Here is a 14,419-nt window from a genome sequence, read left to right as displayed (position 1 = left end):
TGTATTCCGGAGGATGCGTCGGCGATTCGCTTCCGTCTGCGCAGACGTCGGCATACGCTCGTGGCACCGAACGCAGACGATGGAGTGATGCGCGATGAGTGATGCGACGAAGACCGTAGAAGATGACCAGCTGCCGCCCGTGGCGGTGGACGAGAAGCCGCGGTGGACACCGCTGAAGATCGCGCTCTGGGTGGCGATCGCGCTGCTGGGTGGCATCGCCTGGACGATGCTCGCCATCGTCAGGGGAGAGACGGTGAACGCGATCTGGTTCGTGTTCGCGGCCGTCTGCACCTACCTCGTGTTCTACCGCTTTTACTCGAAGTTCATCGAACGCAACCTGGTCAAGCCGAACGACCGGCGAGCGACCCCCGCCGAGTACAAGGCAGACGGCAAGGACTACGTCGCGACGGATCGTCGGGTGCTGTTCGGTCACCACTTCGCCGCCATCGCCGGCGCCGGCCCACTCGTCGGTCCGGTGCTCGCCGCGCAGATGGGCTACCTTCCCGGCACGATCTGGATCATCGTCGGAGTCGTGCTGGCCGGTGCCGTGCAGGACTACCTCGTGATGTTCTTCTCGATGAGGCGGGGCGGACGTTCGCTCGGGCAGATGGCCCGCGACGAGCTGGGTCGATTCGGCGGCACGGCTGCGATCGTCGCGACGCTCCTCATCATGATCATCATCACGGCGATCCTCGCCCTCGTGGTCGTGAACGCCCTCGGCGAGAGCCCCTGGGGCGTGTTCTCTGTGGCGATGACGATCCCGATCGCCCTGTTCATGGGCGCGTACCTCCGGTGGATCCGGCCCGGCAAGATCACCGAGGTGTCGATCATCGGCTTCGTGCTGCTGATGGCGGCCATCATCGGCGGCGGCATGGTCGCCGAGACCGACTGGGGTCAGGCGATCTTCACGCTCGACCGGACGACGATCGCGTGGGGCATCATCATCTACGGCTTCATCGCCGCGGTGCTGCCCGTGTGGATGCTGCTGGCTCCGCGCGACTACCTCTCGACGTTCATGAAGATCGGCGTGATCGTCGCGCTCGCCGTCGCGATCCTGTTCGTGCGGCCCGAGATCACCGTCCCGGCTTTCAGCGAGTTCGCCGCGGGGGAGACCGGGCCCGTGTGGGCCGGAGCGCTCTTCCCGTTCCTCTTCGTGACGATCGCCTGCGGGGCGCTGAGCGGATTTCACGCGCTGATCGCGTCGGGCACGACGCCGAAGATGATCGAGAAGGAGAAGCAGACGCGCTTCATCGGCTACGGCGGGATGCTCATGGAGTCGTTCGTCGCGATCATGGCTCTCGTCGCCGCGATCTCCATCGACCGCGGGCTGTACTTCGCCATGAACTCCTCGCCGGCGGCGACGCTCGGCACCGTCGAGGGTGCCGTGCAGTTCGTCAACAGCCTGGGCCTGACCGGGGTGAACCTGACACCCGAGATGCTCACGAGCACGGCCGAGGCCGTAGGTGAGGAATCGATCGTCTCCCGCACCGGCGGGGCGCCGACGCTGGCCCTCGGCCTCGCGAACATCATGCAGCAGTGGATCGGCGGCACCGGGATGATGGCGTTCTGGTATCACTTCGCGATCATGTTCGAGGCGCTGTTCATTCTGACGGCCGTGGACGCCGGCACCCGGGTCGCGCGCTTCATGCTGCAGGACTCGGTCGGCAACGTCATCCCGCGCTTCAAGGACACCTCGTGGCGGGTGGGTGCGTGGATCTGCACGGCCGTCATGGTCGCGGGGTGGGGCGCGGTGCTGATCATGGGGGTCACTGATCCGCTCGGCGGCATCAACACCCTGTTCCCGCTGTTCGGCATCGCCAATCAGCTGCTGGCGGCCATCGCCCTCTCCGTGGTGCTCACCATCGTGGCGCGCAGGCGCACGTTCAAGGTTCTGTGGGTGGTCGCTCTGCCTCTGGCGTTCGTGACGGTGGTCACGGTGACGGCCTCGTTGCAGAAGATCTTCTCGACCGTGCCGCAGGTCGGCTACTTCGCGAACCACGTCGCCTTCCGCGACGCTCTCGCAGCGGGCGAGACGTCCTTCGGCACGGCCACGAGCGTGGCGGCCATGGAAGCAGTCGTGCGCAACACCATGATCCAGGGCATCCTGTCGGTGACGTTCCTCGTGCTGTCGGTGATCGTCATCACCATCTCGATCATCAAGGTCATCCAGGCCGTGCGCCCCGGCCCTGTCGTCGACCACGAGGACCCTGAGGTGCCGTCGCGCCGCTTCGCGCCGGCCGGCCTCATCGCGTCGTCCGAAGAACGGGCCGTGGAGAAGCAGTGGAACGCACTGCCCTCCTCCGCTCAGCCGACGAGGGGGCACTGATGGCCGCCGTCGTGACCGATCATGTTCGTCGGGCCTGGCAGGCGGTCGCCTGGTACGTGAACGGCGTGACGGGCCAGTCTCGGTACGCGGACTACGTGGCCCACGAGCAGGCTCGGCATCCCGATCGGGAACCGCTCAGCGAGCGCGAGTTCTGGCGGGCACACTATGCGCAGCAGGATGCCGATCCGGGGGCCCGCTGCTGCTGACCGGGCCCGAAGACGACGGATGCCGCAGGGAACGAGTCCCTGCGGCATCCGTGTGTCAAAGCTTGATGATCAACCCGGGTGGGTCATCGACAGCAGGTCGAGCTTCTCGTCGAGCTGCTCGAGAGTGAGGTCGCCGCGCTCGACGTATCCGAGGTCGATGACCGCGTCACGCACCGTGATGCCCTTCGCGACCGAGTGCTTGGCGATCTTCGCCGCGGCCTCGTAGCCGATGAGCTTGTTGAGCGGGGTGACGATCGACGGGCTCATGCCGGCGAACGCCGCGGCGCGGTCGAGGTTGGCCTGCAGGCCGTCGACGGTCTTGTCGGCGAGCACGCGCGAGGCGTTCGCGAGCAGTCGGATCGACTCCAGCACAGCGGTGCCCATGACAGGAATGGCGACGTTCAGCTCGAACGAACCGGAAGCGCCGGCCCAGGCGACCGTCGCGTCGTTGCCGACCACGCGGGCGCAGACCATGAGCACAGCCTCGGGGACGACCGGGTTGACCTTGCCGGGCATGATCGACGATCCGGGCTGGAGGTCGGGGATGTGCAGCTCGCCGAGTCCCGTGTTGGGGCCGGAGCCCATCCACCGCAGGTCGTTGTTGATCTTGGTGAGCGAGACCGCGATCGTGCGCAGTGCGCCCGACGCCTCGACGAGTCCGTCGCGGTTCGCCTGCGCCTCGAAGTGGTCCTTCGCCTCTGTGATCGGCAGCTCGGTCTCGGCTGCGAGCAGTTCGATGACCTTCTGCGGGAAGCCGAGCGGGGTGTTGATTCCGGTTCCGGTGGCAGTGCCGCCCAGCGGGACCTCGGCGACGCGGGGGAGCGCAGACTGCACGCGCTCGATGCCCAGACGCATCTGACGCGCGTATCCGCCGAACTCCTGGCCGAGCGTGACCGGGGTGGCATCCATGAGGTGCGTGCGGCCGGACTTCACGGCGTCCTTCCACAGCACGGCCTTCGCCTCGAAGGCGACGGCGAGGTGGTCGAGCGCGGGGATGAGCGTGTCGATGAGCGCCTGCGTGACGGCGATGTGCACGGAGGTCGGGAAAACATCGTTCGACGACTGCGAGGCGTTCACGTGGTCGTTCGGGTGCACGTTCGCACCGAGGATGCGGGTCGCGAGAGTCGCGAGCACCTCGTTCATGTTCATGTTCGACGATGTGCCGGAGCCCGTCTGGTACGTGTCGACGGGGAACTCGCCGTCGTGGGCACCTGCGGCGACCTGGTCTGCGGCCTCGGCGATCGCGTCGGCGATCGCTCCATCGAGCGTGCCGAGTTCCTTGTTCGCGAGCGCGGCAGCCTTCTTGATGCGCGCAAGCGCAGCGATCTGCGTCGACTCGAGGCCCTTGCCCGAGATCGGGAAGTTCTCTACGGCGCGCTGAGTCTGTGCGCCGTAGAGCGCGTTCACGGGAACCCGCACTTCACCCATGGTGTCGTGCTCGATGCGGTAGCCCTGCGAGTTCTCGCCGCTGCGCTGGTCGGTGTCGGTCATTCCGAACCCTCCTTGGTTGCGGGGCCTTGCCCCTCGGTGTCGATTCCGTCGGTGTCGATTCCGACCGTGATGACAGGCACCGCAGTGCCCTCGGCCAGACGGTAGTTGGCGCCCACGATGCCCAGGCGGCCCTCGGAGACGGCGCTGGAGATCACCTCCGACGACTGCAGCAGGTCGCGGACGGTGTTGCGCAGGTGCTCTGCGCCGACGAGATCGGCGTCGATCTCGTCGACTGTGGTGCCACCGCTCTCGGCCAGCACCTTGCGGGCCGCCGGGACGATCGGGGCGATGAGCTTCCAGATGTGCGGCGGCAGGGGAGCGGCATCGATGGCCGTTCCGTCGATGGCGGCGCGCACGGCGCCGCACGAGTCATGCGCGAGGACGACGATCAGAGGCACATTCAGCACGGCGACCGCGTACTCGAGGCTCGCGACGATCGACTCGCCGATCACCTGACCGGCATTGCGCACGACGAACAGGTCGCCGAGCCCGAGGTCGAAGATGATCTCCGCGGCGAGGCGCGAGTCGGAGCAGCCGAACAGCGTCGCGACCGGATGCTGTGCCGCCGCGAGGTGCTTGCGGCGAGCCACGTCCTGATTCGGATGCTGAGGTGCGTCATCGACGAAACGCTGATTTCCGTCCTGCATCTGCTTCCAGGCAGCGGCGGGCGTGAGCGCGTGGGTCATGGTCACTCCGAGAGGTCGCGGATCTGGGGGACGAGAGACTCGGCGAGTTCCGCGGTGGAGTCTGCGGAACGTGAGCCGTACAGGAGCAGGTAGTCGTCGCCCGACTGGGTGCCGATGGCGTAGGTGAGGTTCTGCTTCGCGCCGGCATCGCCGAGGTCATAGACATCCCACTCAAGACCGCCGATCGACGTCGTGTCGGTGGGCGCGGTGCCGTTGAGGCGCTGAGGGGCCCATGAGGAGTCGGCGTCGAAGGCCTGGGCGAGCTTGATGAATCCGCGCTCTTCCTCGGCGGATGGTGCCAGGGTGACGTCCCAGACCACGGTGTCGCCGCTCGTGAGCTCGGCGGTGTTGACCCGCCAGAAGTCGGCGAGGTCGGGCACGATCACCGGGCGATCCATGGTGGATTCCACGTCGGCGGCGATGCCGACCACGTCGATCTTCTGCGTGGTCGCAGGTTCTCCGCGCGGAACCGCGAGCACGATCACCGCGACGATGGCGAGCGTGACGATCAGCGCGGCCACCAGACTGCGCACGGTCTGACTCGAGCGATAGGCCTTGCTCGAGGCGGCCTTGCGTGCGGCCGTCTCCTCGGGGGTCTCCGGGCGCCCGAGCTCGGCGACGATGGGAGCGGGCTTGTTCACGATTCGTCTCCGTCGGCGCTGCCGGTTGACGTCGCGCGCGCGGCATCGAGGCGACGCTTCGCGCCGAGCAGCCATTCCTCGCAGCGAGCGGCGAGTGCCTCGCCGCGCTCCCAGAGAGCGAGCGACTGCTCGAGGGTCGGAGCGCCCTGTTCGAGTTCGGAGACGACCTTCACGAGCTCGTCGCGAGCGGCCTCGAATGACAGCGTGTCCACGGGGGTGTCGTTCAGCGCACTCACGCCTCCATCCTACGCCGTGCGCAGGACACGATCAGCCGGAGCGGGGCACCGGTGCCTCCTCGATCTCGCCCTCCGAACGCGCCGCGAGAGAGCCGCGGTCGACGGTGATCGTCAACTGGCTGCCCGCCGGAGCATCCGCGGCGTCCCGAAGGATCACTCCGCCGTCGAGGTGAGCGATCGCGTAGCCGCGCGACAGCGTGGCAGCAGGAGAGAGCGCTCGCAGCGAGGCTCGCAGCTCGCTGGTCGCTCGGCCCGCCGCATCGTGCTGGCGCGTGATCGTGTCGCGTCCGCGAGAGAGCAGCAGCCACACGTCCTGAGACCGCGAGTCGATGATCGGGTCGGGAGACCGCAGCGAGGGGCGCGAGCGCAGCTGCTCGAGTTGCGCGATGTCGTGCGAGAGCCGCTGCGTCAGTCTCGTCGTCGCTCGAGAGCGCAGCTGGGCGATCAGAGCCCTCTGCTCGCTGACGTCGGGTACGACGCGTTTCGCGGCATCCGTCGGAGTCGAGGCACGCAGATCGGCGACGTCGTCGAGCAGCGGGTGATCGTTCTCGTGTCCGATCGCGCTGACGATCGGAGTGGATGCTGCAGCCACTGCCCTCACGAGTCGCTCGTCGCTGAATCCGAGAAGGGTCTGCGGGTCGCCACCGCCTCGGGCGATGACGATCACGTCGACATCGGGGTCGGCGTCAAGACGCGCCAGCGCTGCGAGGGTCTCCGGCACGCACCGGTCGCCCTGCACGGCGGCGTACTCGGTGCGGAACCGCACCTGGGGCCAGCGCAGCTCCGCGTTGCGGTGCACATCCTCCTCGGCATCGGACTTCTCGCCGGTGATCAGACCGATCACGTGCGGAAGGAAGGGCAGGCGTTTCTTGCGCGAGGGGTCGAACAGGCCCTCCTGGCGCAGCTGCAGACGGAGCTTCTCGAGCTTCTCGAGCTGATCACCGAGACCGACGTGCTTCATCGCGGAGACGGCGAAGCTGAAGTCGCCGGCCTTCACGAAGTAGTCGGCCTTGACCGCGGCCACGACATGATCGCCCACTGCCAGGTCGCCGGGGATGCGCGGGCGCACGCTCGACCAGATCCGGATCGAGATCTGCGCGTCGGAGCGGGTGTCCTTGAGGCGGGCGAAGATGTTGCCGCCGCGGACATTCCAGGAGGTGATCTCGCCCTCGACCCACACGGTGTTCCAGCGGGCGACGAAGTCGCGGATCGTGCCGTTCAGGCGTGCGACCGACGTCGGAGCGTCGGCCGATGAGTCGCGCGGAGCGACCGCATCCGCCGGTGGAGTCTCGCCGTGGCTCGTCGAGGCTTCGAAGACCGTCATCCGCTCAATGCACCTTCCCGCTCCTGCTCAGGTTGTCGGCGGTAGAATTCAGAGGTGACCTCGACTGCCGTTCATCTGCCCCTTCCGCGCGTTCCACGAGTACGTGGGGCGGCCGGGCGGCTTCAGGATAACCCGGTGGTGGGGAACAAGCGCGTTCTGCTCGCCGCTCCGCGCGGGTACTGCGCCGGCGTCGATCGCGCTGTGGTCGCTGTCGAGAAGGCCCTCGAGCGCTACGGCGCTCCCGTCTACGTGCGCAAGCAGATCGTGCACAACATCCACGTGGTGACCGAGCTCGAAGACAAGGGCGCGATCTTCGTCGAGGAGGTCGACGAGGTTCCCGAGGGCGCGCATGTCGTCTTCAGCGCGCACGGTGTCTCGCCTGCCGTCGTCGAGGCGGCATCGGACCGAGGGCTCCACGCGATCGACGCGACCTGCCCGCTGGTCACGAAGGTGCACCGCGAGGCCGTCCGATTCGCCCGCGACGACTTCGAGATCCTCCTCATCGGCCACGAAGGCCACGAAGAGGTCGAGGGTACTGCCGGGGAAGCCCCCGAGCACGTGACCATCGTGAACTCGCCGGACGAAGCCGACACCGTGCAGGTGAAGGATCCCTCGAAGGTCGTCTGGCTCTCGCAGACCACGCTGTCGGTCGACGAGACAATGGAGACGGTGAACCGCCTGCGGGCTCGGTTCCCCGAGATGCACAATCCGCCGTCCGATGACATCTGCTACGCGACGCAGAACCGTCAGGTCGCCATCAAGAAGGTCGCCGCGAACGCCGATCTCGTGATCGTCGTCGGTTCGTCGAACTCGTCGAACTCGGTTCGACTGGTCGAGGTCGCACTCGAGTACGGCGCCAAGGCCGCCTATCGCGTGGACTATGCCGAAGAGGTCAAGCAGGAGTGGCTCGACGGTGTCGCCACGGTCGGCGTCACCAGCGGCGCCTCTGTTCCCGAGGTCCTCGTGCATGAGGTGCTCGAGGCGCTCGAAGGAGCCGGATACCGCGACGTCGAAGAGGTCAAGACGGCGGAAGAGGACCTGATGTTCTCGCTGCCGAAGGAATTGCGGCAGGATGCTGCGGGCCAGCGCGACGCGCGTGCGCTGGGAGGTCGTTCCTCCAGTGGGAATGCGTGACAGTGGCGCCACTGAGGCGGCACCGACGCTGATCGGCTCGGTTCAGCGTGCGCTCCGACTGGTCGACATCGTGGCGAACTCGCCACGTCCCGTACCGGTCAAGAGTCTCGCGGCGCGAACGGGTCTCACTCCCGGGACGACGTACAACCTCGTGCGGACGCTGATGCATGAGGGGTATCTCGTGAGTGAGCCTGACGGTGTGGTCCTCGGCGAGAACTTCCCCGCGTTCCGGTCGCGGTCCGACGCGGGCGGGGTGTTCTTCGCCCATGTCCGCGTGGCGCTGCGCCGCGCCACCGAGGAGGTGGGCGCGACGGCCTACCTCTCCCGCTACAACGATGGTGAGCTGCACCTCGTCGACATCGTGGATGCTGCTCGCAGCCCGCGGATCGACCTGTCGATCAGTCTCGACTCGAGCGCGCACGCGACAGCGCTCGGCAAGCAGATCCTCGCGGACCTGAGTCGCGAGGAGCGGATGGACTATCTCTCGCGCCACCCGCTGGAGCAGCTCACGTCCCGCACGATACGAGACCCGCAGGCTCTGCTGACGGCGCTCGAGCGTTCCCGAGGATTCGCCGTGGACTGTGAGGAATACGCGATCGGCAATGCCTGTGTCGCCGTTCCGGTGATCGCTCCGAACATCAGGGCGTCGCTCGCCGTCTCGCTTCCGGTAGGCCATCCGCGGCTCGATGGCGGTCTCGTCGAGAAGCTCCGACTGGTGGCACGGCGGTTGTCGCTGCAGCTGGGTGCGGACGCGCTGGGGGATAGCGCCTCTCGTCTCGCGCCCTCGTTCTGACGCTCGCCGCTCACGCGTCTGCGTCTTCACTATCTGAAGAAGTGCCACTGGTGCTCGGGCACACGCTTTCCATAACATGTGAGTTGTAGTCGTCTGTGCATTCGGCGCTACTGGTGGTGGAACGTCCCCAGCGTTCCTCGACCCACTTGGATGACGAGCGTCCCCAGCGTTCCGAGTCCGCGGCCCCGAGGAGTCCCCACTCCTCCGGGGCCGCCATCATGTGCGGGCGGTTGAGGTGCTCCCTGTGAGGACCTCCTAGCCGATCGGACTAGCATGCTGGCATGACGGACCAGCGGCCGCAGTACGGCGAAATCGCCACCCTCGAAGAGCAGCGGAGGGCAGCGGGCCTGCCTCCGCTGGGCGACGTGCCGACCACCGAGGTCGGTGCTCCCACCAGCCAGCCCGCTCAGGCTGACAGCGCCCCGACAGGTTCGGCCGCCGCGCGTCCGCGTCCGGTCGATCGCTTCGTGACGATCGCGTTGCTCGCCTACGGTCTGGTGAACGTGGTCATGACGGGCCTGTCATACCTCGACTTCTCCACCGCGATGAATCAGATGATGAGCGTGCTCGGCGTCGACGGAGAGTTCACGAACTTCGCTCAGGGCAGGACCTGGGGCACGATCGCCGCGATCGTCCTCGCCGTCGGCTGGTCGTTGACCGCCTTCTTCTCGATCCGTCGCCTGCGCACCGGCAAGCGCTCCTGGTGGGTGCCGCTCGTCGGCGCGGCGATCACTCTGCTTGTGGCGTCCGTCTGCGCCTCGATCCCGCTGATGAACGACCCCGCCTTCATCGACTTCGTCGCCAAGACAGCCGGGCAGTGACCGCCTGAACGACAGATGCCCCCGGCCGATCGGCCGGGGGCATCTGTCATGCGGAACGGATCAGCTCTTCGACTGTCCGTACGAGCCGAGCTGACGCGTGGACTCGATCACGCGAGCGGCCATGGCCGTCTCGGCGATCTTGCCCCAGGCGCGCGGGTCGTACTGCTTCTTGTTGCCGACCTCGCCGTCGACCTTCAGGACGCCGTCGTAGTTCTTGAACATGTAGTCCGCGATCGCACGGGTGTACGCGTACTGCGTGTCGGTGTCGATGTTCATCTTGATGACGCCGTTGGCCACCGCGAGGGCGATCTCGTCGTCGGTCGAGCCCGAGCCGCCGTGGAAGACGAGGTCGAGCGGCTTCGGGCCGGTGTTGTACTTCGCGGCGACCTGCTGCTGGATCTCGCCGAGGAGCTCGGGGCGCAGCTTCACTCCGCCGGGCTTGTACACACCGTGGACGTTGCCGAAGGTGAGAGCGGCGATGTAGCGACCCTGCTCGCCGAGGCCGAGAGCCTGCACGGCCTGGTCGACGTCCGCGAAAGTCGTGTAGAGCGCGTCGTTGGAGCCCTCGTGCGCGACACCGTCTTCCTCGCCGCCGACGACGCCGATCTCGACCTCGAGGATCGCGTTGATGTTCTTCATGCGGGGGAGGAGATCCTTGGCGATCTCGATGTTCTCCGCCAGGGGGACAGCCGAGCCGTCCCACATGTGCGACTGGAAGATCGGGTTGCGTCCGGCCTTGACCTCTTCTTCAGAGGCGGAGATCAGCGGCTCGACGAAGCCGGCGAGGGCATCCTTCGGGCAGTGGTCGGTGTGCAGCGCGACGGTGATCGGGTAGTTCTTCGCGACCTCGGTCGCGAAGCGGGCGAAGGCGAGTGCGCCGGTCGCGCGTGCCTTGACCGTGTGGCCGGCGAAGTAGTCCGCTCCACCGGTGGTGACCTGGATGATTCCGTCGGAACCTGCCTCGGTCAGGCCCTGGAGGACCGAGTTGATGGTCTGCGAGCTGGAGACGTTGAAAGCCGGATACGCGAAGCCGCCGGCCTTCGCGCGGTCGAGCATTTCGGCGTACTGATCCGGGGTGGCGACGGGCATGAGAACTCCTGCGATTTGGGGAAGCCGGGACAGCAGTCACTCTATCGGGGCTGACTGTCGGATGCTGTCGGAGCCGATCGGCCGACCACCTCCTCCTGCGCCCACGTTAAGAATCGAGGTTCCTTCGTCCGGTCTCGGGCGAAAACAGGCGTTTCAGACCCGCCGAATGGTTAGGCTGACCGCATGGTTAGTCTTACAGCGGATCTGAGCCCCCTTCGTCCCGATCGAAATCTCGCGATGGAGCTGGTGCGGGCCACTGAGGCAGCCGCCATCCGTGCTGTTCCCTTCATCGGTCGCGGCGCGAAGGAGGCGGCCGACGGTGCAGCCGTCGATGCCATGCGTGCCTTCCTCGGAACCGTGGCCTTCCAGGGCCGTGTCGTGATCGGCGAGGGTGAGAAGGACAACGCGCCGATGCTCTTCAACGGCGAGGAAGTCGGTACGGGCAGTGGCCCGGAGTGCGACATCGCGGTCGACCCTATCGATGGCACGTCGTTGACTGCGGCGGGGCGCCAGAACGCGCTCTCCGTCATCGCGGTGTCCGACCGAGGATCGATGCTCGACGCGTCGACCGTCTTCTACATGGACAAGCTCGTCACGGGGCCCGCCGGCGTCGGGGTTGTCGACATCCGCCTTCCGATCGGCGAGAACATCCGCAAGCTCGCGGGAGCTCTCGGAAAGCCGGTGGACGAGATCGTCGTATCGGTGCTGAACCGTCCCCGTCATGAGCAGCTGATCCAGGAGATCCGGGATGCCGGCGCCGGTACGCGACTGATGAGCGACGGCGACGTCGCCGGTGGCATCAATGCGGCCAGGCATGCCGCCCGCACCGACATGTGCGTGGGCATCGGAGGCAGCCCCGAGGGAATCGTGACGGCGTGTGCCATCAAGGCGCTCGGTGGGCACATCCAGGGGAGGCTCTGGCCTCGCGACGACGACGAGCGTCAGCGTGGCATCGATGCGGGCCTCGACATGGACAAGGTCTACGAAGCCAATGACCTCGTGCGCGGAGACAACACGATCTTCGTCGCCACGGGCGTCACGGATGGCCAGCTTGTCGCCGGCGTGCGCCGAGAGGGCGGATACATCTACACCGAGAGCGTCGTGCTGCGCGGTGCGTCGGGAACCCTTCGGAGGATCGCCTCGGAGCACCTCGTCTCGAAGTGGCTCTGATCTCTGAGATCTGAGCGGAACCGGTCATCGTTACCGACCCGGTACCGCCGTGCGCAGCGCCGAGCCGAGGTTTCTCGCGCGTCCGTGTCACAATTGTCACTGGATTTGTCGCCGTCGACGGAGCCGCCAGGCACCGCAGGCACAGGAGGGCAGACCGATGACAACGCAGCACACGAATGGTTCCAAGGCCGCGCCGACCAAGATCGTGACGACGCCCACCGGTCGAATCATGCGGATCAACGTCGATGAGGCCGGTGTGCCTCTTCCGACAGGGACTCCGGCGCCGCCTGTGGTCAAGACCACTGTCACCGACCCCGCTCGCCGCGCCGACGTGCTGTTCCGAAAGCGCCTCGATGAGGGGCACGAAGTCAGCTCCTGGTGGATGATCGGCGCTTTCGTCGTGACCAGCGGCCTCGTCATCCTCCTGCTCAGCGGCGTACCGGGCGCCGCCTGACCTCAGTTCCGGGTCTCTTCGGGGTCGATCGCTCCGAAGACTGATCCAGTCTGCGCCGAATCTCCGTTGCCGAGGCGAGACCGGACGTCTCCGACGTCTGCCTGAATCGATGAACCCGGCTCCTCGGAGGCGTCGCTGTCGGTGTGGTGGATGCCGGTGTGGTGGATGCCGACGTTCGAGTCGCGATCCTTCTCCGAGTCGATCATGAGCTCGGGCGCGGTGAATCGTCGGGTCTGTGCGGCGACCGCGGGTGGAGCCGAGTCGAGTGTCGAAGAACTGATGCCGGGGAACTGCCGAGCTGTCACGAGCACCCGGCTCTCGAGCGAGCCGGCGAACCGGTTATAGCTGTCGACCGTGCGCTCGAGCGCACGGCGAAGATCATCTGCATGACCGGCGAGCACCCCCAGTCGGTCGTACAGCTGCGTCCCCAGATTCAAGAGCGCTCGTGCTTCGGTCGACACCTCCTGCTGCGTCCAGCTGTAGGCGACCGTCTTGAGCACCGCCCACAGGTTCACCGGCGATGCGAGCGCCACCCTCTTGCTGAAGGCGTAGTCGAGCAGCGTCGGGTCTTCGTCGATGGCCGCCGCGAGGAGCGATTCGCTCGGCAGGAAGCAGATGACGAACTCGGGGCTCGCGTCGAGACCCGACCAGTAGGCCTTCTTGGCGAGTGCGTCGATGTGGGCGCGCACGGCCTTCACATGCTTCTGCATGTGCACACGACGCTGAGCCTCGTGAGCGTCTCCGATCGGCAGCGCCGAAGCCTCGAGATAGGCGTCGAGCGGCACCTTCGCGTCGACCGCGATCGACGTGCCGCCGGTCAGGCGGATCACCATGTCGGGGCGGCCATGACCCCGGTCTGACGAGATCGTCGACTGCAGGTCGAAGTCGACGTGACGCATCAGCCCTGCGGCCTCGACGACGCGGCGCAGCTGGGTCTCGCCCCAGACGCCGCGTGTGGCTGTCGACCGCAGGGCTCCGGCGAGTGACTCGGTCGTCGATCGCAGCGCCTCGTCGGACTCCTGCGCTCGCCTGAGCTGCTCCGCGAGGGAGCCGAACTGCGCATGCCGCTCCTGCTCGATGGCCGAGACCTTCTGCTGCATCTGCTGCAGGCTCTCGCGAACGGGGGCGAGTGCCGTGAGCACGGCATTCTGCTGTTGCACGCGCTGCGCTTCGGCGCGCTGCTCGATTCTTGAGTGCTCGACGGCATCCCGATACAGGTCGTACTGTCGGTCGCGATCGTCTCGGGCGGCGGCGAGCTCTGCCTCGGTGCGGGCGAGATCCGCCGCACCGCGCGAGCCGTGCAGGAACCATCCCACTGCGGCCCCGGCCACGAGCGCGGCCAGGAGGAGAACGAGCGTGAGAGCATCCATGTGCTCCATGATGCGCTCGGCCACGGACATTCGTCCGTTGCGACTCAGGCGACTGCGCGCTCCGGAGTCGCGACGACCGGGTCGGTCACGCGCAGCTTGAGTGCGTCGGCCAGGGAGAAGACGTCGGACGCGCCGTTCCTGCGTGCGGCATCGATGATGATGTGGGCGCAGGCGAGCGCGTCAGCGAGCGCGTCGTGGTGCGAGAAGCCGGTGAAGCCGGCAGCCTCGGCGGCCTTCGGGAGCCGGTAGGACTCGAGCTCGTAGGTCTTGCGTGCCACCTGCAGGCTGCACAGCGAGCGATACGGCGGGCAGTCGCCACCGGTGGCCTCCGACGCGCGGCGGAGCACGTTGAGGTCGAAGCCGGCGTTGTGCGCCACCAGCACGTCGGCGCCCGCGAAGGCGCACAGGCGGTCGAACTGATCCGACCAGGTGGCTGCGTCCAGCACGTCGTGCGCACGGATGCCGTGGATCTTCGTGTTCCACTCCTGGAACTCGTCGTGCCCTGCCGGCGGACGGATCAGCCATCCGGCCGTCGCGACGATCCGGCCGTCGCGCACACGCACGAGGCCGACGGAGCAGGCGGAGGCGGGGCTGGAATTCGCCGTCTCGAAGTCGATAGCGGTGAAGTCCAATGGCACATCCCCACTCTCTCCCGGCATCCGAGACGCCCCAGGATGA

Annotated in this window: 15 protein-coding genes; 7 read left to right on the top strand and 8 right to left on the bottom strand. The window is 67.0% G+C overall.

Features of this window, described 5'->3' with window-relative positions; all coding sequences use genetic code 11:
- Positions 1-94 precede the first annotated feature (94 nt).
- Entirely contained in the window at positions 95-2,326 is a 2,232-nt protein-coding gene (locus tag RQG82_RS17300) for a carbon starvation CstA family protein (RefSeq protein WP_311260034.1), read from the top strand.
- On the top strand, positions 2,326-2,532 hold the full coding sequence (locus RQG82_RS17295; RefSeq protein ID WP_311260033.1) for a YbdD/YjiX family protein: 207 nt from the start codon (positions 2,326-2,328) through the stop codon (positions 2,530-2,532). Before RQG82_RS17300 ends, RQG82_RS17295 begins: the two co-directional genes overlap by 1 nt.
- A 69-nt stretch (positions 2,533-2,601) precedes the next feature.
- Here the strand turns inward: RQG82_RS17295 and RQG82_RS17290 are convergent, their stop codons facing one another.
- The 5 genes from RQG82_RS17290 to xseA are packed head-to-tail and all read right to left on the bottom strand — an operon-like array spanning position 2,602 to position 6,910.
- Entirely contained in the window at positions 2,602-4,023 is a 1,422-nt protein-coding gene (locus RQG82_RS17290) for a class II fumarate hydratase (protein ID WP_311260032.1), read from the bottom strand.
- Positions 4,020-4,709, bottom strand: coding sequence for a carbonic anhydrase (locus RQG82_RS17285; protein ID WP_311260031.1), 690 nt, complete (start codon positions 4,707-4,709; stop codon positions 4,020-4,022). The genes RQG82_RS17290 and RQG82_RS17285 overlap by 4 nt, the downstream gene beginning before the upstream one ends.
- 2 nt (positions 4,710-4,711) lie before the next feature.
- The gene (locus RQG82_RS17280) at positions 4,712-5,350 is read right to left on the bottom strand and encodes a DUF4245 family protein (RefSeq protein WP_311260030.1); all 639 of its coding nucleotides are present in this window, start codon (positions 5,348-5,350) and stop codon (positions 4,712-4,714) included.
- Positions 5,347-5,586, bottom strand: a complete 240-nt coding sequence (locus RQG82_RS17275; RefSeq protein WP_311260029.1) for an exodeoxyribonuclease VII small subunit — start codon at positions 5,584-5,586, stop codon at positions 5,347-5,349. Before RQG82_RS17275 ends, RQG82_RS17280 begins: the two co-directional genes overlap by 4 nt.
- A gap of 31 nt (positions 5,587-5,617) precedes the next feature.
- A complete protein-coding gene (gene xseA, locus RQG82_RS17270; protein ID WP_311260028.1) occupies positions 5,618-6,910 on the bottom strand; it encodes an exodeoxyribonuclease VII large subunit in 1,293 nt (430 codons plus the stop codon).
- Between the two features lie 75 nt (positions 6,911-6,985).
- Between xseA and RQG82_RS17265 the strand changes: the two genes are divergently transcribed.
- The 3 genes from RQG82_RS17265 to RQG82_RS17255 all read left to right on the top strand — a co-directional run bounded on the left by RQG82_RS17265 (position 6,986) and on the right by RQG82_RS17255 (position 9,658).
- Complete coding sequence (locus tag RQG82_RS17265) at positions 6,986-8,044, top strand: 4-hydroxy-3-methylbut-2-enyl diphosphate reductase (protein ID WP_396653636.1); 1,059 nt, start codon at positions 6,986-6,988, stop codon at positions 8,042-8,044.
- Positions 8,037-8,837 (top strand): IclR family transcriptional regulator, encoded by an 801-nt coding sequence (locus RQG82_RS17260; RefSeq protein ID WP_311260026.1) that lies wholly within the window; start codon positions 8,037-8,039, stop codon positions 8,835-8,837. The genes RQG82_RS17265 and RQG82_RS17260 overlap by 8 nt, the downstream gene beginning before the upstream one ends.
- 281 nt (positions 8,838-9,118) lie before the next feature.
- Complete coding sequence (locus RQG82_RS17255; protein ID WP_311260025.1) at positions 9,119-9,658, top strand: DUF6264 family protein; 540 nt, start codon at positions 9,119-9,121, stop codon at positions 9,656-9,658.
- Positions 9,659-9,718: 60 nt separating this feature from the next.
- Here the strand turns inward: RQG82_RS17255 and fbaA are convergent, their stop codons facing one another.
- Entirely contained in the window at positions 9,719-10,747 is a 1,029-nt protein-coding gene (fbaA, locus tag RQG82_RS17250; protein WP_056376098.1) for a class II fructose-bisphosphate aldolase, read from the bottom strand.
- Between the two features lie 183 nt (positions 10,748-10,930).
- Here fbaA and glpX point away from each other — a divergent pair, with 183 nt between their 5' ends.
- Positions 10,931-11,917, top strand: coding sequence for a class II fructose-bisphosphatase (gene glpX / locus RQG82_RS17245; protein ID WP_311260024.1), 987 nt, complete (start codon positions 10,931-10,933; stop codon positions 11,915-11,917).
- 157 nt (positions 11,918-12,074) lie between these two features.
- Entirely contained in the window at positions 12,075-12,371 is a 297-nt protein-coding gene (locus RQG82_RS17240) for a hypothetical protein (protein ID WP_311260023.1), read from the top strand.
- Positions 12,372-12,373: 2 nt separating this feature from the next.
- Here RQG82_RS17240 and rmuC read toward each other — a convergent pair whose 3' ends face one another.
- Positions 12,374-13,741 carry a DNA recombination protein RmuC gene (gene rmuC, locus RQG82_RS17235; RefSeq protein ID WP_311260117.1) on the bottom strand — a complete coding sequence of 456 codons (1,368 nt, stop codon included), beginning with the start codon at positions 13,739-13,741 and terminating at the stop codon, positions 12,374-12,376.
- Positions 13,742-13,785: 44 nt separating this feature from the next.
- On the bottom strand, positions 13,786-14,379 hold the full coding sequence (locus RQG82_RS17230) for an exonuclease domain-containing protein (RefSeq protein ID WP_311260022.1): 594 nt from the start codon (positions 14,377-14,379) through the stop codon (positions 13,786-13,788).
- Positions 14,380-14,419 lie beyond the last annotated feature (40 nt).

Origin of the sequence: Microbacterium sp. WCS2018Hpa-9 (assembly GCF_031843745.1) — a bacterium.
Classification (GTDB): domain Bacteria; phylum Actinomycetota; class Actinomycetes; order Actinomycetales; family Microbacteriaceae; genus Microbacterium.
The sequence above is the reverse complement of the archived record's forward strand: the minus strand, read 5'-3'. Positions and strand labels throughout refer to the sequence as shown.

Excerpts from the sequence above, each read along its gene's own strand:
- RQG82_RS17300 (WP_311260034.1), top strand. The coding sequence starts at position 95 with ATGAGTGATGCGACGAAGACCGTAGAAGATGACCAGCTGCCGCCCGTG.
- RQG82_RS17290 (WP_311260032.1), bottom strand. The coding sequence starts at position 4,023 with ATGACCGACACCGACCAGCGCAGCGGCGAGAACTCGCAGGGCTACCGC.
- glpX (WP_311260024.1), top strand. The coding sequence starts at position 10,931 with ATGGTTAGTCTTACAGCGGATCTGAGCCCCCTTCGTCCCGATCGAAAT.
- xseA (WP_311260028.1), bottom strand. The coding sequence starts at position 6,910 with ATGACGGTCTTCGAAGCCTCGACGAGCCACGGCGAGACTCCACCGGCG.
- RQG82_RS17240 (WP_311260023.1), top strand. The coding sequence starts at position 12,075 with ATGACAACGCAGCACACGAATGGTTCCAAGGCCGCGCCGACCAAGATC.
- fbaA (WP_056376098.1), bottom strand. The coding sequence starts at position 10,747 with ATGCCCGTCGCCACCCCGGATCAGTACGCCGAAATGCTCGACCGCGCG.
- rmuC (WP_311260117.1), bottom strand. The coding sequence starts at position 13,741 with ATGGATGCTCTCACGCTCGTTCTCCTCCTGGCCGCGCTCGTGGCCGGG.
- RQG82_RS17285 (WP_311260031.1), bottom strand. The coding sequence starts at position 4,709 with ATGACCCACGCGCTCACGCCCGCCGCTGCCTGGAAGCAGATGCAGGAC.
- RQG82_RS17260 (WP_311260026.1), top strand. The coding sequence starts at position 8,037 with ATGCGTGACAGTGGCGCCACTGAGGCGGCACCGACGCTGATCGGCTCG.
- RQG82_RS17255 (WP_311260025.1), top strand. The coding sequence starts at position 9,119 with ATGACGGACCAGCGGCCGCAGTACGGCGAAATCGCCACCCTCGAAGAG.
- RQG82_RS17295 (WP_311260033.1), top strand. The coding sequence starts at position 2,326 with ATGGCCGCCGTCGTGACCGATCATGTTCGTCGGGCCTGGCAGGCGGTC.